Raw genomic sequence first — 16,921 nt, forward strand, 5'->3', positions numbered from 1 at the left:
ATCACAATGAATAAATACTCGGTTGCTGTGATTGGTCTGGATATTGAAAAAAGGGTGCTGCTGGAAGCGCTGGCGGAAATCGATTTCCTAGAGATGACGTTCTTTTCCGGACAGCTGCTGGACAGCAAGGAAAGCAGCGAAGAAGTACTGGCCTATATCAAAAATAAGGCGCGGGCAGTGCTGATCAAAGAGCATTCCGGCAAGTATACACCGGACAAGTTTTATCACCGGTTAAAAGAGGCAGCCGGTGAGGTACCGGTGGTTCCGCTGGGAGCCGAAGCTGTTCAAGCCGGGATATCTGACCTTGACAGCGAGAGCATTCGAGAAATGAATCGTTATTTTTCCTTTGGAGGAAAAAATAACCTAGTTAACGCGTTACGCTACCTGGGGTCTCAAATACTGAAAAACGGGATATCCGCCGAAAAGCCTGTGGAATTACCTATGACCGGGATTTTTCATCCCGAGGCTCCGGAGGTCTTTGCTTGCTGGGAAAGTTATGCCGAATGGCTGGTAAGACGGCAGGGCGGCAAGAACAGAGACGGCAAGACGAATAGCAATAGCAGCGGCTGGGAAGCCGGGCGCACGGTGGGGCTGCTGACGCACCGTGGCAATTGGGTCACCGATAACCTGGGAGTTGAAGCCGCCTTGATCAAACAGCTCGAAGAGCAGGGGCTATGCGTGGTACCTGTCTTTAATGAAAACGGGGAGTTTCAAGAGCTCGCCGATACCTATTTTTCGCAGCAGGGACGCCTGATGATTGAGGGCCTGATCAATTTGCAGATTTTTACCTTTAAAGGTGACAATACCGGCCAAGACATATTTCAAAAGGCCGTGGAGAATTTGGAAATACTTAATATTCCGATATTCCGACCGTTAATCAGCTATCTTCATAGTATGGAAAGCTGGAAAGAAGCGCAGGATCTTGGTATGGAAATCCCCTGGGCGTTTACAACTCCCGAGGCACAGGGCATGATTGAACCGCTGCTGATCGGTTGCCGGGATAAAGAGGGTAAAGCGGTACCTGTTCCGGATCGCGTGCTCCGGTTGGCCCAAAGAGTAAAGAAATGGCTTGAACTCAGAAATACGGCTGCCAAGAATAAGAAACTAGCGATCTTTCTTCACAACGCGCCGTGTTCGGGCGTGGAAGCCACGATTGGGATGGGAGCGGGTCTGGATGTTTTTGCTAGTACGTCGGCCATTCTAAAGGAATTACAACAGAGCGGCTGGGGGGTGGAAAACCTCCCCAAAGACGGGGCCGAACTGCACCGGTTGATTATGGATAAGAAGGCCTACGCTGATTTTCGCTGGACTTCGGTGGAAGATATTATTGCAGGCGGTGGGTGTCTTTACCGCATGTCCCTGGAGGAGTACCGGCAATATTATGACCGGCTGGCGGCTTCCGTAAGGGAAGCGATGGAAGATACCTGGGGACTGCCGCCGGGTGAAGGTATGGTCAGCGGGAATGATCTGGTAATTACAGGGATTGAGTTGGGGAACGTGACGTTGCTTGTTCAGCCCAAACGGGGCTGCTACGGGGCCAAGTGTACCGGGGAAGTCTGCAAAATTTTGCAGGACCCGGCTTGCCCGCCTCCCCACCAGTATCTGGCCACTTACAAATATGCGGAAGAAGTTCTGAAAGTTCAGGCGGTGCTCCATGTGGGGACGCATGGCAGTCTTGAATTCCTGCCGGGGAAAACCAATGCCTTATCGTCAGCATGCTATCCGGATATCGTCCTTAGTACGCTTCCCAATTTATATATCTATAATGCGGGGGTGGGTACCGAAGGGGTGCTGGCCAAAAGAAGAACCAACGCGGTGATTTTGGATCATTTGCCTCCTGTCTATGGGAACCGGGATACGGAATATGTCCATTTGCTGGAGGGGATCAATCAGTACGTTGAAGCCCGGAGTCAGCAAAGCGACCAGGTGTCGTTTTTGGAAGCGCAAATCCGGGAACAGGCGGCAAAGATCCCCGGAGCCTTGAACATACTTGACGGGCACAGGGAACAAAAGAAGACGTTTCCGGAGCAGTTGCTGCAGCTAAAAAACAGGCTGACCCAAGCGATATGCAATCCGAAATCAGAAAAACTTCACGTTTTTGGACAGGAAGCGACTATCGAGGACGCGTTTCGATATATTGAAGAAGTATTGCGGTCTGATCTGGTGTACAGGCAAGGACTCAGAAGACAGTACCCGGATGATTATACCCTGCACCGCTTTCTAAAACGGTTTATTGAACAGGTAATACAGGGCATTGATGGTGAAATCAGTGCTTTTCCGGATAGGGGCAGGGAGATCTGCGGTGAGTATGAAGATAAGCAGGAAGAACTTCAGAAAATGTTGCCGGCGATGACTGACGCGGTACGGGAAGTTTACGGAAAACTAACCGGAGAACAGCTGGAAATTAAGAATTTGCTGCGGGCACTGCAGGGGGAATATATTCCGCCCGGACCTTCCGGGATGCCTGACGACAACGGCAGGAACATTATACCGACGGGCAGGAATTTCTATTTGCTGGACATTGAAAAGGTGCCGTCCAAAGCAGCCTGGGAAATCGGCTGCCAATTGGCCGAACAGCTTATCGCCTTGTACCTTGAGGAAGAAGGAAGCTTTCCCGAGAAAATCGCCATGAATATGATTTCACTGGATATTTCCAGATCCAAAGGGGAACAGCTGTCCCAAATTCTTTATTTAATGGGTATCCGACCGGTCTGGGACCAAAACGCCAAAGTGGTCGATCTGGAAGTGATTTCTCCGGAAGAACTGCGAAGGCCCAGAATAGACGTGACAATCCGGATTTCCGGAGTCTTAAGGGATTGTTACCCGCGGGTGATGGATTTGATTGACCGGGCGGTACAGATGGTGGCTTCTTTAGACGAATCGGATGACAGTAACTTTGTGAAAAAGCACAGCAGACAAATCGCGGAAGCTTTGGTAATGACTGGAGAGGGAAGTGATCTGATGCGGCGGTCAACGCTGCGGATTTTCGGGGACCGTCCCGGCACGTACGGGGCCGGTGTAGATTTGGCTTTGAAAGCAAGCGCCTGGAAAGAGGATACCGATCTGGCCAAGGTATTTGTCTATTTTTCATCCTATGCCTACGGTCAGGAACTGCACGGCAGACAAGCCCGGGAAGAATTTTTGGAAAATGTGAAAAAGGTTCAGGTCGCATATGACACATCTACTTCCAAAAGATATGATATCCTGGCTTCCGGCTTCGGCGCTTCGGTGCAGGGAGGCTTTAATCTTATCAGCAGGATTTTTCGGGGTCAGGACATTAAGCAGTACCACGGCAGCAGGGAAAACCCCGAACAGGTCAGGGTTGGCCTTTCCCGGGACGCGCTGAGAGAAACGCTGAATGAAACGCTGTTAAATCCGCTCTGGAAGGAAGACATGCAGCAGAAAGGCTACCGCGGCGCTGCGGAGCTCATGCAAAGACTGCAAAATATCTTTGACTGGCAGTGTCTGTCCGCTGGTTTTACCGATAATGACCTTGACAGTCTGGTGCAGGCGTATGTCAACGACCCGGAGACCAGAGCCTGGTTTCAGGAGAATAACCTGTTTGCGCTTGAGGAAATCGCCAGAAGGTTCCTGGAACTCCACCAACGGGACAAGTGGCAGGCTGATCCGGAGGTACTGTCGGCATTGAAAGAGAACTATCTGGATTTGGAAGGCGAGATGGAAGACCGGCTCGGGGATATCAAGGGCGAGATCCAGGCCGGGAACATTGAAGTCCAAAATGATGCCGACATCCGGGAATGGCAGGACAAGCTGAAAGAAGTCAATGAGTTATTTAATAAAGTCAAGGTGCGAAATCCGTCAAAAAGTGGATTAAAGAAAAAGTAAGATAAAAGAAGCAGCATCCAACCCGTGATGCTGCTTCAGGAAATCTGGTATTTTTAACCGTGGTGTTCATGGTGCTCGTGCGTATGCTGTTCTTCCTTGCCGGAATCATGTTCATGCTGGTGTGAGTGTTTGTAAGCAGGGTGTACATGTTCGTGTTCATGGATTTGACCATCATGAATGTGTTGGTGAATATGCTTTTGTTCGGGATGTTCATGCTCATGCTCATGATTATGGACATGTTCATGACATCGATTATCATTGCCCATAAAACTTGCCCCTTTCAATTAACCAACTAATATTTTGGAGTACTTACTTTGTACTAAATTATATCATAGAACTCAACACAAATGAAACGGGACATCCCCCCTCACGGGATTGTAAAAGAATAATAGATACGTATAATAATATGATAGGGTAAATACACTAAACGAAGTCATGAAGACCTTGATCATGGTGTATATTTGTCGTCAACAGCTAAGCAGTTTAACCACGAAGGTTGGATTATCCGCAGAAGCGGGGATTAAACTTTGTGGTTTTTTTATTTGCCAAATATAAGGAAGTGACAATGTTGAAAAAAATTGGTATCGTATGCTGTTCCAAAGTAACGCAAAAAATGGGGTGTTCAAGCGCGCAATGTCTCGGCGCTTTAAAAAACAGAATCGGATCCTTCAGCAAATATCAACGTGACGAAGAGGTCCGATTAGTCGGCTTGATAAATTGTCCCGGCTGCCCGTCGGAGGACGGGACGGACAGTCTGGCGTTACACCTTAACAGTTTAATGGCTTATAAAGCGGAGGAGATCCATTTCAGCAGCTGCGTGAACAAGTTCTGTGCTTTTCGTTATGATTTTCAGGCCCTGCTTGAACGGGATTTTCCTCAGCTTGACGTGCTGTTGGACATCGAAAGGCCGCATTGGCCGGAGATTCAGATCGCGAATAACGGCACGCTAAACTGATAATTGCCAGAATCGGCTCACGTTACAGGATACAAGGCTAAGTGAGGAATACGATTTAAGAGGAAGTTAAACATATGGAAAAAATAGGATTATTCTGCTGTTCAAAATCAACCCGGGAAAACCGGTGCGCGTCAGCACAGTGCCTTAATAACATCAATAACCGGACAGGTGATTTTCAGGAATACTCCGATGAGAAAGAGATTGACCTGGTCGGTATCATTAACTGTCCCGGGTGTCCTTCGGAAATCCCGCCGGACAGGCTTTCCAGTCAAATAAAAAGCTTAGCGGAGCTTCAAGTCAATAAGATCTATTTCAGCAATTGCATGAATTCGTGTTGTGTTTTCCGATACGACTATCAGGCTATAATTGAAAGGGATTATCCGGATATTGACGTGTTTATAGGAACGGATAAGGAGCTGAAGGGAAACAGCAGCGAATGGATCATTACCCGAAGGGTCATCCGTTTTGATTGAGGAGTATGCGTAATGGAAAAAAGAAAAACGGTGATCGTTACCGGAGCGTCCAGAGGGATCGGCAGAACAATCGCTATCTTATTTGCGTCTAAAGGCTATCGCGTGCTGATGAATTATCATCAATCCGCCATCGCGGTTTATCAGACCTGCGAGAAATTAAAAAAAGAAGGAAAAGCAATCTACCCGTATAAAGCGGATGTGACCAAACGTAAGCAGACAGATTCGATGGTGGAGCGCTGTTTAAAACTATACGGCAGTGTGGATATTTTGATAAATAACGCGGGAATCACCCAGCAGAAGCTTTTTACGGAGATTACGGAAAGAGAATGGGATAAGATCGTAGATACCAACTTGAAAGGTTCTTTTAACTGTGCGCAAAGCGTTTTAAAATATATGATCGCCCAGAAAGAAGGCAAGATTATTAATATTTCCTCAATTTGGGGAATGGTCGGAGCTTCCTGTGAGGTTCATTATTCCGCGGCCAAAGCGGGAGTGATCGGGATGACCAAGGCTCTCGCCAAGGAGCTGGCACCGTCAAATATTCAGGTTAATTGCATTGCACCGGGGATTGTGCAGACGGATATGCTTGCTTTTTTCACTGCGAATGAATTGGATGAGTTAAAAAATCAAACACCGCTGCAGAGAATAGGGAGCACAAAGGATGTTGCCGCTTGTGCTTACTTTTTGGCATCTGAGGACGCTGATTTTATTACAGGGCAGGTAATTAGCCCGAATGGGGGGTATGTCATGTAGTTTTGGACAATTTTGATAAATAATCCCCCCCACGAGGATAGTTAAAAACATATTTTTTTTATAAAATGATAATAAATATATATGCCACGAAGGCATTTAACGGATTGGGGGAGTAATGTGCGTATCGCTGTAATCGACGGGCAGGGCGGTGGCATCGGCAAGGTGATTGTCGAAAAGCTGCGTAAGGGACTGCCTGAAGAGATTGAAATCATTGCACTGGGAACAAACGCGCTTGCTACTTCCCTGATGCTCAAAGCCGGTGCCAACGAAGGGGCCGCGGGGGAAAATGTCATTATCTACAACGTGGATAAAGTGGACATTATTATGGGAACGGTTGCGATTATCGCGGCCAATTCCATGCTGGGTGAGTTGACTCCGGCTATGGCCGCGGCGATAGCACAAAGTCCGGCTAAAAAAATACTTTTGCCTGTTAACCGTTATAATATCGAAGTCGTCGGTATTGATAAAAGCGAACCTCTCCCGCATTTGATTGATCGTGCAATTCGTCTGATAAAAGTATAGGCTGAGGTGAGAACATGTGTGAAGCGAATGCTTATTTACTGGATGAAGCCGGTGCGGAAAAGTTATTATTGGAATCGGTTGACAAGGTTTATCCGGAAGAAGACAACATTATTTTGGAAAGCATTTTTGGCGAAAGAAAAATCATTAAAGCGAAAATCGTACGCATGGAACTGGTAGACCACCGGATTATCCTGCAAAAGCAGGATTAGCTGCAACATCCCCTTTGTTCACGAAGAAAATGATATAAGAAAATTAAGCCACGAAGGCTATGCGTATCCGTAGAAACGGGTACTCTGCTTCGTGGTTTTTATATTTATGATCACAGCGTAAATAACAGGGGAGTTATTTGCAGTTATATCCTTCTATGGCGGATAGTAACAAAGGGTGAAACTTTAATAATATTAGTTTTATTGAACGAGGTGATAAGCATGGAGATACAGGATATCCGCAACATGTGGAGTCTAAAAGAACATAACAAACAAGCGAGTGTTGATATGTGGAATTCGATGGCAGGGAGCTTCGGCGACTTTGTACTCCCTGGTTTTGAGGAAGATTCGTTTCTGAAGCTGCTGAAAAATAAGAAGATGATTAGTCCGGCAGGGCAGGTTCTGGACGTCGGATGCGGCGCGGGCAAATATGCGCTGGCGATAGCCGGGAGCTGCGGCCAGGTGACAGGGGTTGATCTTTCACCTCAAATGATCGCTCTTGCCGAACAAAAGAAAAAAGAATACAAAATCAACAACACCGCATTTTATTGCGAGGATTGGCACGAGTTGGACTTGGCGCAGGCCGGGTGGGAGCATCAATTCGACCTCGTGTTTGCTCATATGACACCGGCGGTTCAAAGCGCGGATACCTTTGAAAAGCTGAGTGCCGCGTCAAAAGACTGGTGTGTATTAGCCAAGCCGATCAGGCGAACGGATCCGGTATCGGATGCTGTCAAAGAACTGATCGGAATCAAGACCAAGCGTGAAAGCAGCGAGGAGGAGGTGCTGTATGCATTTGAGCTGCTTTGGCGTCAGGGGTATCTCCCCGGATTGGAATATGAGAAGCAGGTCTGGAATATGAAGAAAACGTGGGAACAGGCCGAAGGATTATACCTCAACCGGATGAAAACGTATCGTGAACTTTCCCCGGCAGAGGAAGATAAGGTCAGGGATTATTTGCGTTCGCTTCTGAAGGATGGGTTTATCTGCGAAGATGTGGATACAACCATTGCAACCATACATTGGCAGGTAGGACAATAGACGGCAAAAGAGATGAGTATGTGATTCACGTTTGTACAGACCATAATAATCATAAGGATAATAAGGAGGAAGTCGACAATGTGCAGGCAACTTACAGATTGGGAAAAAGCGATTGAATTTCACGGGCATGTCTGCCCCGGACTCGCCATAGGCTACCGGGCGGCAGTCATCGCGAAGGAAAAAATGGATGTCCGCTTCTCGTCAGATGAGGAAATCGTCTGCGTCACCGAAAACGACGCGTGTGGGGTCGATGCGATTCAGGTATTGACCGGATGCAGTATCGGTAAAGGTAATTTAATTTACAGAGGGACCGGCAAAATGGCGTTTAGTTTTTTCAACCGGAAAGACGGTGAAAGCTTGCGCCTGGTTTTGAAGTCATTTCAGGGAGAAATGACCCGGGAAGAGCGCAAGGATTATATTCTGAACGCTCCGGCGGAAGAGGTCTTTCACGTTATGAAACCGCGTTATGAATTGCCCGAGACGGCTCGGCTGTTTACGTCTATTGTCTGTGAATCCTGCGGGGAAAGCGCTCCGGAGCATAAGATCAGGTTACAGGATGGGAAAAAAGTCTGTCTGGACTGTTTTAAAGATTACAGCAGAGGCTGGCAGTAAAAAGGTAAGGAATATGGAAGATGAAATTTAAAACGGCAGGTACCTTAGAGACAGATGGTTACCATAAATACACACGAAAGAAAAGAATCGTGATTCTGCTGCTGGCATTTTTAATTGTCTTTTTGTCCGTGGCTGCGGTCAATGCCGGTTCATTCAATCTCAATCCGTATCAAGTGATCCAATCGGTCTTTGGAAAAGGGAACGCGATTTCCGGTGTTGTCATCTGGCAGATCCGGATGCCCAGAATTTTAGCGGCTGTCATTGCCGGCGCCGGATTGGCGGTGGCCGGTTGTGTGATGCAAAATAATTTGCGCAATCCGCTGGCCTCGCCGGACACCCTGGGTATTTCCCACGCCGCGGCTTTCGGAGCGAATATTGCCATTATTGTTTTAGGAGCCGGCAGTATTTCCAGCACAAGTACGGATGCGGTGACCATCAATAACCCGTATCTGGTAACGCTGTGTGCATTTGTTTGTTCCATGGCGGCAACACTGGTTATTTTGCTGTTGGCAAGAATTCGGGGGTTTTCCCCCGAAGCCATGATCCTGGCCGGGGTAGCACTGAACTCCCTGTTTATGGCCGGTACCATCTTGATCCAGTATTTTGCCAGTGATGTTCAGATCGCGGCGGCTGTCTTCTGGACCTTCGGGGACTTGGGAAGGGTTGCTTGGAGGGAAGTAGGAATACTGGCCTGCATTGTGATTCTTTCCTTCATATATTTCCTATTTAAAAGGTGGGATTATAACGCGCTGGACAGCGGCGAAGAAACCGCTAAGAGTCTGGGCGTCCGTGTGGAAAGAGTCCGGCAAGGAGGGATGTTCATTTCGGCGTTAATCGCGGCCGTTGCGGTCTCTTTCCTTGGTATTATCGGCTTTGTCGGACTGGTTGCTCCCCAGATTATGCGCAGGATCATCGGCGGGGATCACCGTTACCTGATACCTGCTTCAGCGCTGATGGGATCTGCGCTGCTGCTTTTTTCTGATACCATCGCCAGGACCATGGTGGCGCCGGTGGTGCTTCCTGTCGGGGCTATCACGTCCTTTTTCGGGGCGCCGCTCTTTTTATACTTGCTGGTAAGGGGGTATCAAAGACGATGATATTATCCGTTAAAGGATTGGCCTTTAACTATCCGAGCCGGAAGGTATTGCAGGATATCAATTTTTCGGTGGCCAAAGGGGATTTTTTGGCTATTCTGGGAGTGAACGGCGCGGGTAAATCCACGCTGCTGAAATGCCTGAATAACGTGCTGGGTCCCCATTCCGGCACCGTGTTGATCCGGGAAGAAGACACCGGCAAGCTTAGCCGGAGGGAGCTGGCCAAAAGAGTCGGTTATGTTGCCCAACGCCAAGAAGGGGTATGTACCACGGTTTTTGATGCGGTTCTGCTGGGAAGAAAGCCCTATATCCAATGGGAAGCTTCTCCAAACGATCTGGAAGTCACCCGCAAAGCTTTAAAATCGCTTGATCTGGAGGAATACGCTTTACGCTACTTGAATGAACTCAGCGGAGGAGAACAGCAAAAAGTTGTCATTGCCAGGGCCTTGGCGCAAGAACCGGAACTTCTTTTGCTGGACGAACCGACCAGCAGCCTGGATTTAAAAAATCAGCTGGAGGTCGCCAGAATTATCCGGAATGTTGTCCAAGACAAGCAGATGTGCGCGGTGGTTACGATGCATGACTTAAATCTGGCGATCCGGTATGCCAACAAGTTCCTATTGCTGAAAAACGGCGTCATTTTTGCTGCCGGCGGTCTTGAAGTGATGACGCCTAAAAATATTGAAAGTGTTTATGCTGTACCGGTTACAATTAAAGAAATTGAGGATATCCCGGTTGTGGTCCCGGTATAAATAGACAAATGAAGATAATGTTGCAACATTATATATCAATAATTGACGATGGAGGTAAATATGAAAAGAAGGATTTTCTCGAAAAGACAATTAATTGCCTTGGTACTGGCGGCCCTGTTCTGTCTGACCTTTGTGTTCAGCGGTTGTTCCGCCCAATCATCCCAGAATGCTTCCGAGAAGTTCACCGTGACGGATATGCTGGGAAGACAAGTGGAAATCAACGGAACAGCCAAAAAAGTGGTTGCTATCGGTCCAGGGGCCCTAAGACTTTGCTGCTATTTCAAGAATATAGAGATTTTTGCAGGAATTGAACAAATGGAAATTGATAGCCCGACAGGCAGGCCCTATCTTTATGCCAACCCATCGCTTGCCGATCTTCCGGTTATTGGGCCGGGAGGACCTAATAACGCTCCGAATCCGGAACAAATCCTGGCCGTGAAACCGGATGTTATCTTTACAACCTATGCAGCGGATCAAGCTACTGTAGACAATTTACAGTCCAAAACCGGGATTCCGGTTGTGGCGTTAAGTTATGGTAAAACAGCGACGTTCGATTCCCAGTTGGATGCTTCCCTGACGCTTATCGGCAAAACCATCGGCATGGAGCAAAGGGCGGAGGAATTAATCGGTCTGATGGCGCAATATAAGACGGACCTGGATACCCGAACGAAAGATGTGGCTGACGATCAGAAACCGTCCGCTTATGTCGGCGGTTTGGGGATGAAAGGTGTCCACGGCATCGAGAGCACCCAGGGTAATTATTCACTTTTTAATGTCGTTCATGCTAACAATGTGGTTGATGAAACAGGAAAAACAGGTTCACTGATGATTGACAAGGAAAAATTAATCAGCTGGAACCCGGATAAGATATTTCTTGATGGGGCCGGATATCCTTCCGTTCTGGAAGACTATAAGAAAAACCCGCAATACTATCAAAGTTTGTCTGCAGTAAAGAACGGGGAACTGTATGCCATGCTTCCGTATAATTATTATTCCACGAATATCGATACATCAATCGCTGATGCTTATTATATCGGTAAGATACTCTATCCAGAGCAGTTTAATGATGTTGATCCGGAGAAAAAAGCGGATGAAATCTATCAGGCTCTGTTAGGCAAAGATATTTACGCCCAGATGGCCAAGGATTTTGGCGGATACAGGAAGGTCGAACTAACGAAATAATAGAATATCTTTAACCAAGAAGGAATACCCATCAGGTTGAAAAAGTCACCTGATGGGTTATTTCAAATAGTGATCACTAACTTACACAGCCGATGCCAGCAAGAGTATATTCTTGAGTTTATATTCTTGCCCACAAATTCATGTCTTCATAGGCACCGCCTATATGGCAATTATTAATCAGACGGCCTTGACAGCGATAGCCAAGCTTGTGAAATACCCGGTTCATACCGTAGGATTGCGCACGTGCCAATGTGTAGAACAGCAAAGGACTTTGGATTTTGTTCTTAATTGCGTTTTCAAGAATCTCTAACAAACGCAGGGTCAGCGAAAGACCCCGATAGTTTTCTAGTGTTGCACAGTCCGTCATCTCACAGCGTCTTAGCCGCAGATCAGGATAAGCGGCTGCAACAGCAACAAGCTTGCCATCATCGATTGCACCGGCAAACAGGTCACCTTTTTGAAATAACGTGTGTATATAATCCGTATCTTCTACAGGCGTAGGATAACTGGCAAACGTCTGGGTCAGTAAAGCGGATATTGGGGAAACAAAGGATTCATCCAAAAGGAGAAGATTCATCCCGGCAGGCAAAGGCGTGAGTGGCTGGATAGGATCCTTTCGAACGGAATACAACAGTTTGTCTTCTTCAGCAAAATTGTTGGAATAGGAACGTGATTGGCTCACATAATAGGCCAGGCTGACTGAGAAATTTTCTTCGTTGTTCTGAACGAGACTGCCTTCAATTTGAAAGCCCTGCTGCAAATATATAGGAACATCGGCCGGTAAAGCCCAGACCCATATTTTCTCCAAATCATTGGTAAAGGCTGTCTGGATTAGCTTTTGACTCAGGGCCGGAATGGCTTTTTCAGCATATCCGTCCAGGACGAGGCGTTTATTTCGCCTATCAATGAAGGGATTGGTGCTTCGAATACTATTTGATGTGAGCATGGATCTTACCTCGATACGCTGTATTATTTTTTTCTCTTCTCTCCATGCGCATATTTTCCTGAGGGGTCAGACTGATTTTTTGACCTCTCAGCAATTTGCCCAGACCTATTTGGCGGGATTTTGACGCGAGACAGGGATCAGAGCATGTTTTACAGCGGTTTGTTTTATTCTCGGGCTCATCGTAAACGCAGATCACGCCCTCATAGTTGCGCAGGATTATTTTTTCACTGGACTGAGACAATAAATAGTTGGGTTGCAGAGGAATTTTGCCGCCGCCGCCCGGCGCATCCACAACAAACGTTGGTACGGCAAAGCCGGAGGTATGTCCTCGGAGCATCTCGATTATCTCTAATCCCACACTGACGGGAGTACGAAAATGCTCGATACCCGTGGATAAGTCGCATTGGTATAGATAGTAGGGTCTAACCCTGCATTTTACCAGCTCATGAACCAGTTTTTTCATGATTGTCGGACAATCGTTAATTCCTTTCAGCAGCACCGACTGGTTGCCAAGCGGAATACCGGCGTTGGCTATTTTGCTTAACGCAGTACGGGCTTCCATTGTTAACTCCACCGGATGATTAAAATGGGTATTAATCCATACCGGGTGATGCTTTTTAAGCATCGTCAGGAATGAATCTGTAATCCGCATCGGAAGGACCACCGGTGTTCGTGTGCCGATACGGATAATTTCAACATGAGGAATTGCGCGCAAACTGGTTAATATGAAATCCAAACGTTCATCCGAGAGAGTCAAAGGATCGCCGCCGGATATCAGGACATCGCGAATCTGACGATTAGAGCGGATATATTCTAAGGCAAGCTTAAACTGATTCAACGGCAAAGCGTGATCACTCTGGCCAGCCATTCTCCTTCGAGTGCAATGCCGGCAATACATAGCGCATTGATCGGTTACCAGGAGCAGAACACGGTCCGGATAACGGTGGGTCAAACCGGGTACAGGGCTGTCTGCTTCTTCGTGCAGCGGGTCGATAAGATCACAGGTGCATGTGTTAAGTTCTTGGATTGAGGGAATAGCCTGCTTGCGGATTGGGTCTTCGGAATCATTGGGATTAATCAGCGAAAGGTAGTAGGGCGTTATCGCCATGCGGAAATTTTTCAGGCACCGCGCGATATTTTCAGCCTCCCCGGATGAAAGGGAAAACGCATTGAGCAGATCTTCCTGGGTTGTGATGCGATTGGCCATTTGCCAGTGCCAATCATACCAGTCGTCATTGCTTACTTGCGGGAATAACGTTTCTCGCTGTCTGTTCATTTCTTCTACCTCCTTTACTATGGAAGAAATTATTTTGCGCACGATTATTTTAGTCATTTCATATTTTTTTTTTGACAAAATATAAATGCTACAACTTTGATTTATATAATAAGTTGTCAGGTATTATATGTCAACCCATGTATTAAAAAAATATATATACCTTGACATATATATATAAATTTAATATATTTATTCACTAAGGAGAGGTTTTAAATATGGTAAGCAGATTAACAACAAAGGAAGACCTTATAAAAAAAGTAAACGAAATGATAAGCGACAGAGAAGGACCTTTCAGTATCGTCACGGCGGATATTGACAATTTAGCCAGTATCAATCATTCCCTTGGCCGAAAAATCGGTGATGAAATCATTGATAAATTAATCACCATTTTGACGAATAATCTCGCTGAAGCTGATTTAATCACACGGCAGGGTGATGAATTTATGATTCTGCTTGTTGGAAAAGGCGCTGAACGGAGCCTGATGGAAATGGAGGAAATACGGAGTTATCTATCGGACAACACGTTTAATTTCTCCGATGGTGAAAAGTCGGAAGATATCTATGTCACGGTCAGTTTTGGCATTGCTTCCTGGCCAAGAGATGCCAAAAATGGGATCGAACTATTTCGAGTGGCGGACAGTGCGTTATTCAGGGCCAAAAAACTCGGAAAGAATAAAGTATGTCTTTCCGAAGTTGAAAGTATGGTGCTTAAATCCAGTTATTTTACCAAGACCCAAATTGATCGTCTTTCAGAAATGGCAAAAGAGATGGAAAAGACTGAGGCCTTTTTATTACGGGAAGCTTTGGATGATCTATTCAAAAAATACAGCAAATGATAGTAATTCATTCTCTCACATGTTCGATTACTGTTAGATCCTTAGACGCGCTTGCCCATTGTGAAGCGAGGTGATGGACTAAAAACGGATGACTATAAATGAATATTGGAATACGCTGAATCCAAATGGAACGGGAAACCCAACACGTGGGGTGAATCCGGAGCTGCTGCTCTGGTAGGGTTAATTCTTTCGACCCGAATCCGTCAGCTAATCTCGTAAGCGTTGGAAGAGAAGGTGATAAAATCAAGCTTTATCGGACCTTTATTAAGGTTATATTTTTTTTGTATTTTACTAGCACTACAGAACTTCTCTGTGGTGTATTTTATTGTCTTAGGATGGTGGTAATATGAATCAAACCTTAGAGAAAATTGTAGTGACTGATTTAATCAAAATATTTGATTCCCGCCCTCAGAAGGCACTGGACTTACTGGCACAAGGAAAAAGCAAAGTCGATATTCTTCAGGCAACCGGACAGACCGTTGGCATCAATAAAGTCAGTTTTGCGGTCAGGCGGGGTGAAATCTTTGTCGTCATGGGACTTTCCGGCAGCGGGAAATCAACGATTCTGCGCTGTCTGAATAGGCTGATTGAGCCAAGTTTCGGTTCCATTGTTATTGACGGTATTGAGATCACGAAGTTGAAAGAGAAGGATTTACGAAAGATTCGCCAGGAAAAGATGGCCATGGTCTTTCAGCAGTTTGCGTTAATTCCCCACCGTACGGTTCTTCAAAACACGGTGTATGGATTGGAAGTTCAGGGGGTTGCCAAAAAGGACAGGGAAGTTAAAGCGCATAAGATGCTGGAGCTGGTCGGTCTCAAAGGCTGGGAAAACAAATATCCGGATCAGCTCAGCGGCGGGATGAAGCAACGGGTCGGACTCGCCAGAGCGTTAACCAACGATGCCGATATTTTGCTTATGGATGAGGCTTTCAGTGCACTTGATCCGTTGATCAGAGAAGAAATGCAGGACGAACTGTTAAGTCTCCAACAAAAAATGAGCAAGACCATTGTGTTTATTACCCATGATTTAAATGAAGCGCTCAAGCTTGGCGATCGTATTGCGTTTCTCAGAGACGGTGCTTTAGTACAGGTCGGTACTCCGGAAGAAATTATTACCAATCCCGCCGACGATTATGTGGCTAAGTTTGTGCGTGGCGTGGACCGGAGTAGGATCTTGACGGCCGGGGATGTGATGAAGAAGCCCCAGCCGTTGATCACTTTGCGTGACGGACCCGGAGTTGCGCTGAGGATTATGAAGGAGCATGGGCTGTCCAGCGTCTTTGTCGTGGATAAGGAAAAGAATTATCAGGGACTGATTACCGTCGATATGGCGGTTGACGCCCGTAATGACGGGAAATCCAGTTTGAATGATATCGAACTTGCCCAGGGGCCGGTGGTTTACGAAAATACCCCTGTCCAGGATACGCTGGGTATTATTGCCGAGAGTAAGTTGCCGATGGCCGTGGTGAGCGAGGAAAAGAAATTAATTGGCATCATCGTGCGGGGATCCGTCCTTGCGGCGCTTGCCGCTCAGAAGCGGGGTGAAGACAATGACTAAGTTCCCTTTGGCAAAACTAATTGACCAGGGTGTTGCCTGGCTGCAAACCAATTTCGGAAACAGTCTGGACGTTTTTTCCGACGCTTTCAGCCGGACTGTCCGTGAGTTTGGAAATGGGCTGGCGGCGATTCCTTGGTGGGTAATTATTTTGATCTTTGCTGTCTTGGCTTGGCGGGCCAACGGTTGGAAACTGGCTCTTGGAACAGTTATCGGGCTGCTGTTCATTTATAATCTGAAGCTATGGCCGTCATTTCTGGATACCCTGATTTTAGTCATCATTTCGGCGATTGTATCGATTGTCATCGGTTTACCGCTGGGGATTCTGGCGGGAAGAAACGACGGATTCCATCGGGTGCTTACCCCTGTATTGGACGTGATGCAGACAATGCCTTCGTTCGTCTATCTCATTCCGGCTTTGCTCTTTTTTGGCATAGGAAAGGTGCCGGCAGTGTTCGCCACCGTTATATTTGCCATGCCGCCGGCTATCCGACTCACCGATCTGGGTATCCGCCAGGTCCCACAGGATTTAGTAGAGGTTGGTGAGGCTTTCGGGTCAAACCCAAGGCAGCTTCTCTGGAAAATTCAGCTTCCGGTTGCATTACCGACCATTATGGCCGGTATCAATCAGACAATGATGCTATCCTTATCCATGGTGGTGATTGCCGCGATGATCGGTGCCGGCGGACTTGGCGCAGGCGTGCTGGAAGCAATAGGACAGCTTAAGATCGGGATGGGATTTGAATATGGCGTTGCCGTCGTGATCATGGCGATTATTTTGGACAGACTTTCTCAAGGAATCGGTCGTTCGGTAAGAACGACGGATCAGAAAAAGGAATCATGACAATCATCATGATCATGAGACAGAGAAA

17 protein-coding genes and 1 riboswitch are annotated in these 16,921 nt (G+C 46.9%); of the genes, 15 read left to right on the forward strand and 2 right to left on the reverse strand.

The features are described from left to right. Positions 1-6 precede the first annotated feature (6 nt). The 12 genes from LPY66_RS06720 (at position 7) to LPY66_RS06775 (ending at position 11,436) form a co-directional block, all read left to right on the forward strand. The gene (locus LPY66_RS06720) at positions 7-3,846 is read left to right on the forward strand and encodes a cobaltochelatase subunit CobN (RefSeq protein WP_337987322.1); all 3,840 of its coding nucleotides are present in this window, start codon (positions 7-9) and stop codon (positions 3,844-3,846) included. Positions 3,847-3,992: 146 nt separating this feature from the next. Further along, positions 3,993-4,142 (forward strand): hypothetical protein, encoded by a 150-nt coding sequence (locus LPY66_RS06725; protein ID WP_337987323.1) that lies wholly within the window; start codon positions 3,993-3,995, stop codon positions 4,140-4,142. A 269-nt stretch (positions 4,143-4,411) separates the two neighbouring features. Next, entirely contained in the window at positions 4,412-4,801 is a 390-nt protein-coding gene (locus tag LPY66_RS06730; protein ID WP_337987324.1) for a CGGC domain-containing protein, read from the forward strand. A gap of 74 nt (positions 4,802-4,875) precedes the next feature. Continuing rightward, positions 4,876-5,274: a CGGC domain-containing protein gene (locus LPY66_RS06735; protein WP_337987325.1), complete on the forward strand. Its 399-nt coding sequence runs from the start codon at positions 4,876-4,878 to the stop codon at positions 5,272-5,274. A gap of 12 nt (positions 5,275-5,286) precedes the next feature. After that, positions 5,287-6,027, forward strand: coding sequence for an elongation factor P 5-aminopentanone reductase (ymfI, locus tag LPY66_RS06740; protein WP_337987326.1), 741 nt, complete (start codon positions 5,287-5,289; stop codon positions 6,025-6,027). Positions 6,028-6,144: 117 nt separating this feature from the next. Then, entirely contained in the window at positions 6,145-6,549 is a 405-nt protein-coding gene (locus tag LPY66_RS06745; RefSeq protein ID WP_337987327.1) for a DUF3842 family protein, read from the forward strand. Between the two features lie 14 nt (positions 6,550-6,563). Next, the gene (locus tag LPY66_RS06750; RefSeq protein ID WP_337987328.1) at positions 6,564-6,758 is read left to right on the forward strand and encodes a CooT family nickel-binding protein; all 195 of its coding nucleotides are present in this window, start codon (positions 6,564-6,566) and stop codon (positions 6,756-6,758) included. Positions 6,759-6,977: 219 nt separating this feature from the next. After that, complete coding sequence (locus LPY66_RS06755) at positions 6,978-7,796, forward strand: class I SAM-dependent methyltransferase (protein WP_337987329.1); 819 nt, start codon at positions 6,978-6,980, stop codon at positions 7,794-7,796. A gap of 78 nt (positions 7,797-7,874) precedes the next feature. Further along, positions 7,875-8,408 (forward strand): FmdE family protein, encoded by a 534-nt coding sequence (locus tag LPY66_RS06760; protein WP_337987330.1) that lies wholly within the window; start codon positions 7,875-7,877, stop codon positions 8,406-8,408. 20 nt (positions 8,409-8,428) lie between these two features. Then, positions 8,429-9,505 (forward strand): FecCD family ABC transporter permease, encoded by a 1,077-nt coding sequence (locus LPY66_RS06765; protein WP_337987331.1) that lies wholly within the window; start codon positions 8,429-8,431, stop codon positions 9,503-9,505. Continuing rightward, positions 9,502-10,254 (forward strand): ABC transporter ATP-binding protein, encoded by a 753-nt coding sequence (locus LPY66_RS06770; RefSeq protein ID WP_337987332.1) that lies wholly within the window; start codon positions 9,502-9,504, stop codon positions 10,252-10,254. Before LPY66_RS06765 ends, LPY66_RS06770 begins: the two co-directional genes overlap by 4 nt. 60 nt (positions 10,255-10,314) lie before the next feature. Then, complete coding sequence (locus LPY66_RS06775) at positions 10,315-11,436, forward strand: iron ABC transporter substrate-binding protein (protein WP_337987333.1); 1,122 nt, start codon at positions 10,315-10,317, stop codon at positions 11,434-11,436. A gap of 118 nt (positions 11,437-11,554) precedes the next feature. Here LPY66_RS06775 and ablB read toward each other — a convergent pair whose 3' ends face one another. Together ablB and ablA are read right to left on the reverse strand one after the other, a co-directional pair. Further along, positions 11,555-12,382 carry a putative beta-lysine N-acetyltransferase gene (gene ablB, locus LPY66_RS06780; protein ID WP_337987334.1) on the reverse strand — a complete coding sequence of 276 codons (828 nt, stop codon included), beginning with the start codon at positions 12,380-12,382 and terminating at the stop codon, positions 11,555-11,557. After that, positions 12,366-13,658 (reverse strand): lysine 2,3-aminomutase, encoded by a 1,293-nt coding sequence (ablA, locus tag LPY66_RS06785; RefSeq protein ID WP_337987335.1) that lies wholly within the window; start codon positions 13,656-13,658, stop codon positions 12,366-12,368. Before ablA ends, ablB begins: the two co-directional genes overlap by 17 nt. A gap of 215 nt (positions 13,659-13,873) precedes the next feature. On the opposite strand from ablA, the gene LPY66_RS06790 reads away from it, so the two are divergent. The 3 genes from LPY66_RS06790 to LPY66_RS06800 all read left to right on the forward strand — a co-directional run bounded on the left by LPY66_RS06790 (position 13,874) and on the right by LPY66_RS06800 (position 16,893). Then, a complete protein-coding gene (locus LPY66_RS06790; protein WP_337987336.1) occupies positions 13,874-14,494 on the forward strand; it encodes a GGDEF domain-containing protein in 621 nt (206 codons plus the stop codon). A 103-nt stretch (positions 14,495-14,597) separates the two neighbouring features. Continuing rightward, positions 14,598-14,732: riboswitch (cyclic di-AMP (ydaO/yuaA leader) on the forward strand. Positions 14,733-14,840: 108 nt separating this feature from the next. After that, positions 14,841-16,052 carry a quaternary amine ABC transporter ATP-binding protein gene (locus LPY66_RS06795; protein ID WP_337987337.1) on the forward strand — a complete coding sequence of 404 codons (1,212 nt, stop codon included), beginning with the start codon at positions 14,841-14,843 and terminating at the stop codon, positions 16,050-16,052. After that, the gene (locus tag LPY66_RS06800; protein ID WP_337987338.1) at positions 16,045-16,893 is read left to right on the forward strand and encodes an ABC transporter permease; all 849 of its coding nucleotides are present in this window, start codon (positions 16,045-16,047) and stop codon (positions 16,891-16,893) included. Before LPY66_RS06795 ends, LPY66_RS06800 begins: the two co-directional genes overlap by 8 nt. The last annotated feature ends 28 nt before the right edge of the window (positions 16,894-16,921 follow it).

Origin of the sequence: Dehalobacter sp. DCM (assembly GCF_024972775.1) — a bacterium.
GTDB lineage: Bacteria > Bacillota > Desulfitobacteriia > Desulfitobacteriales > Syntrophobotulaceae > Dehalobacter.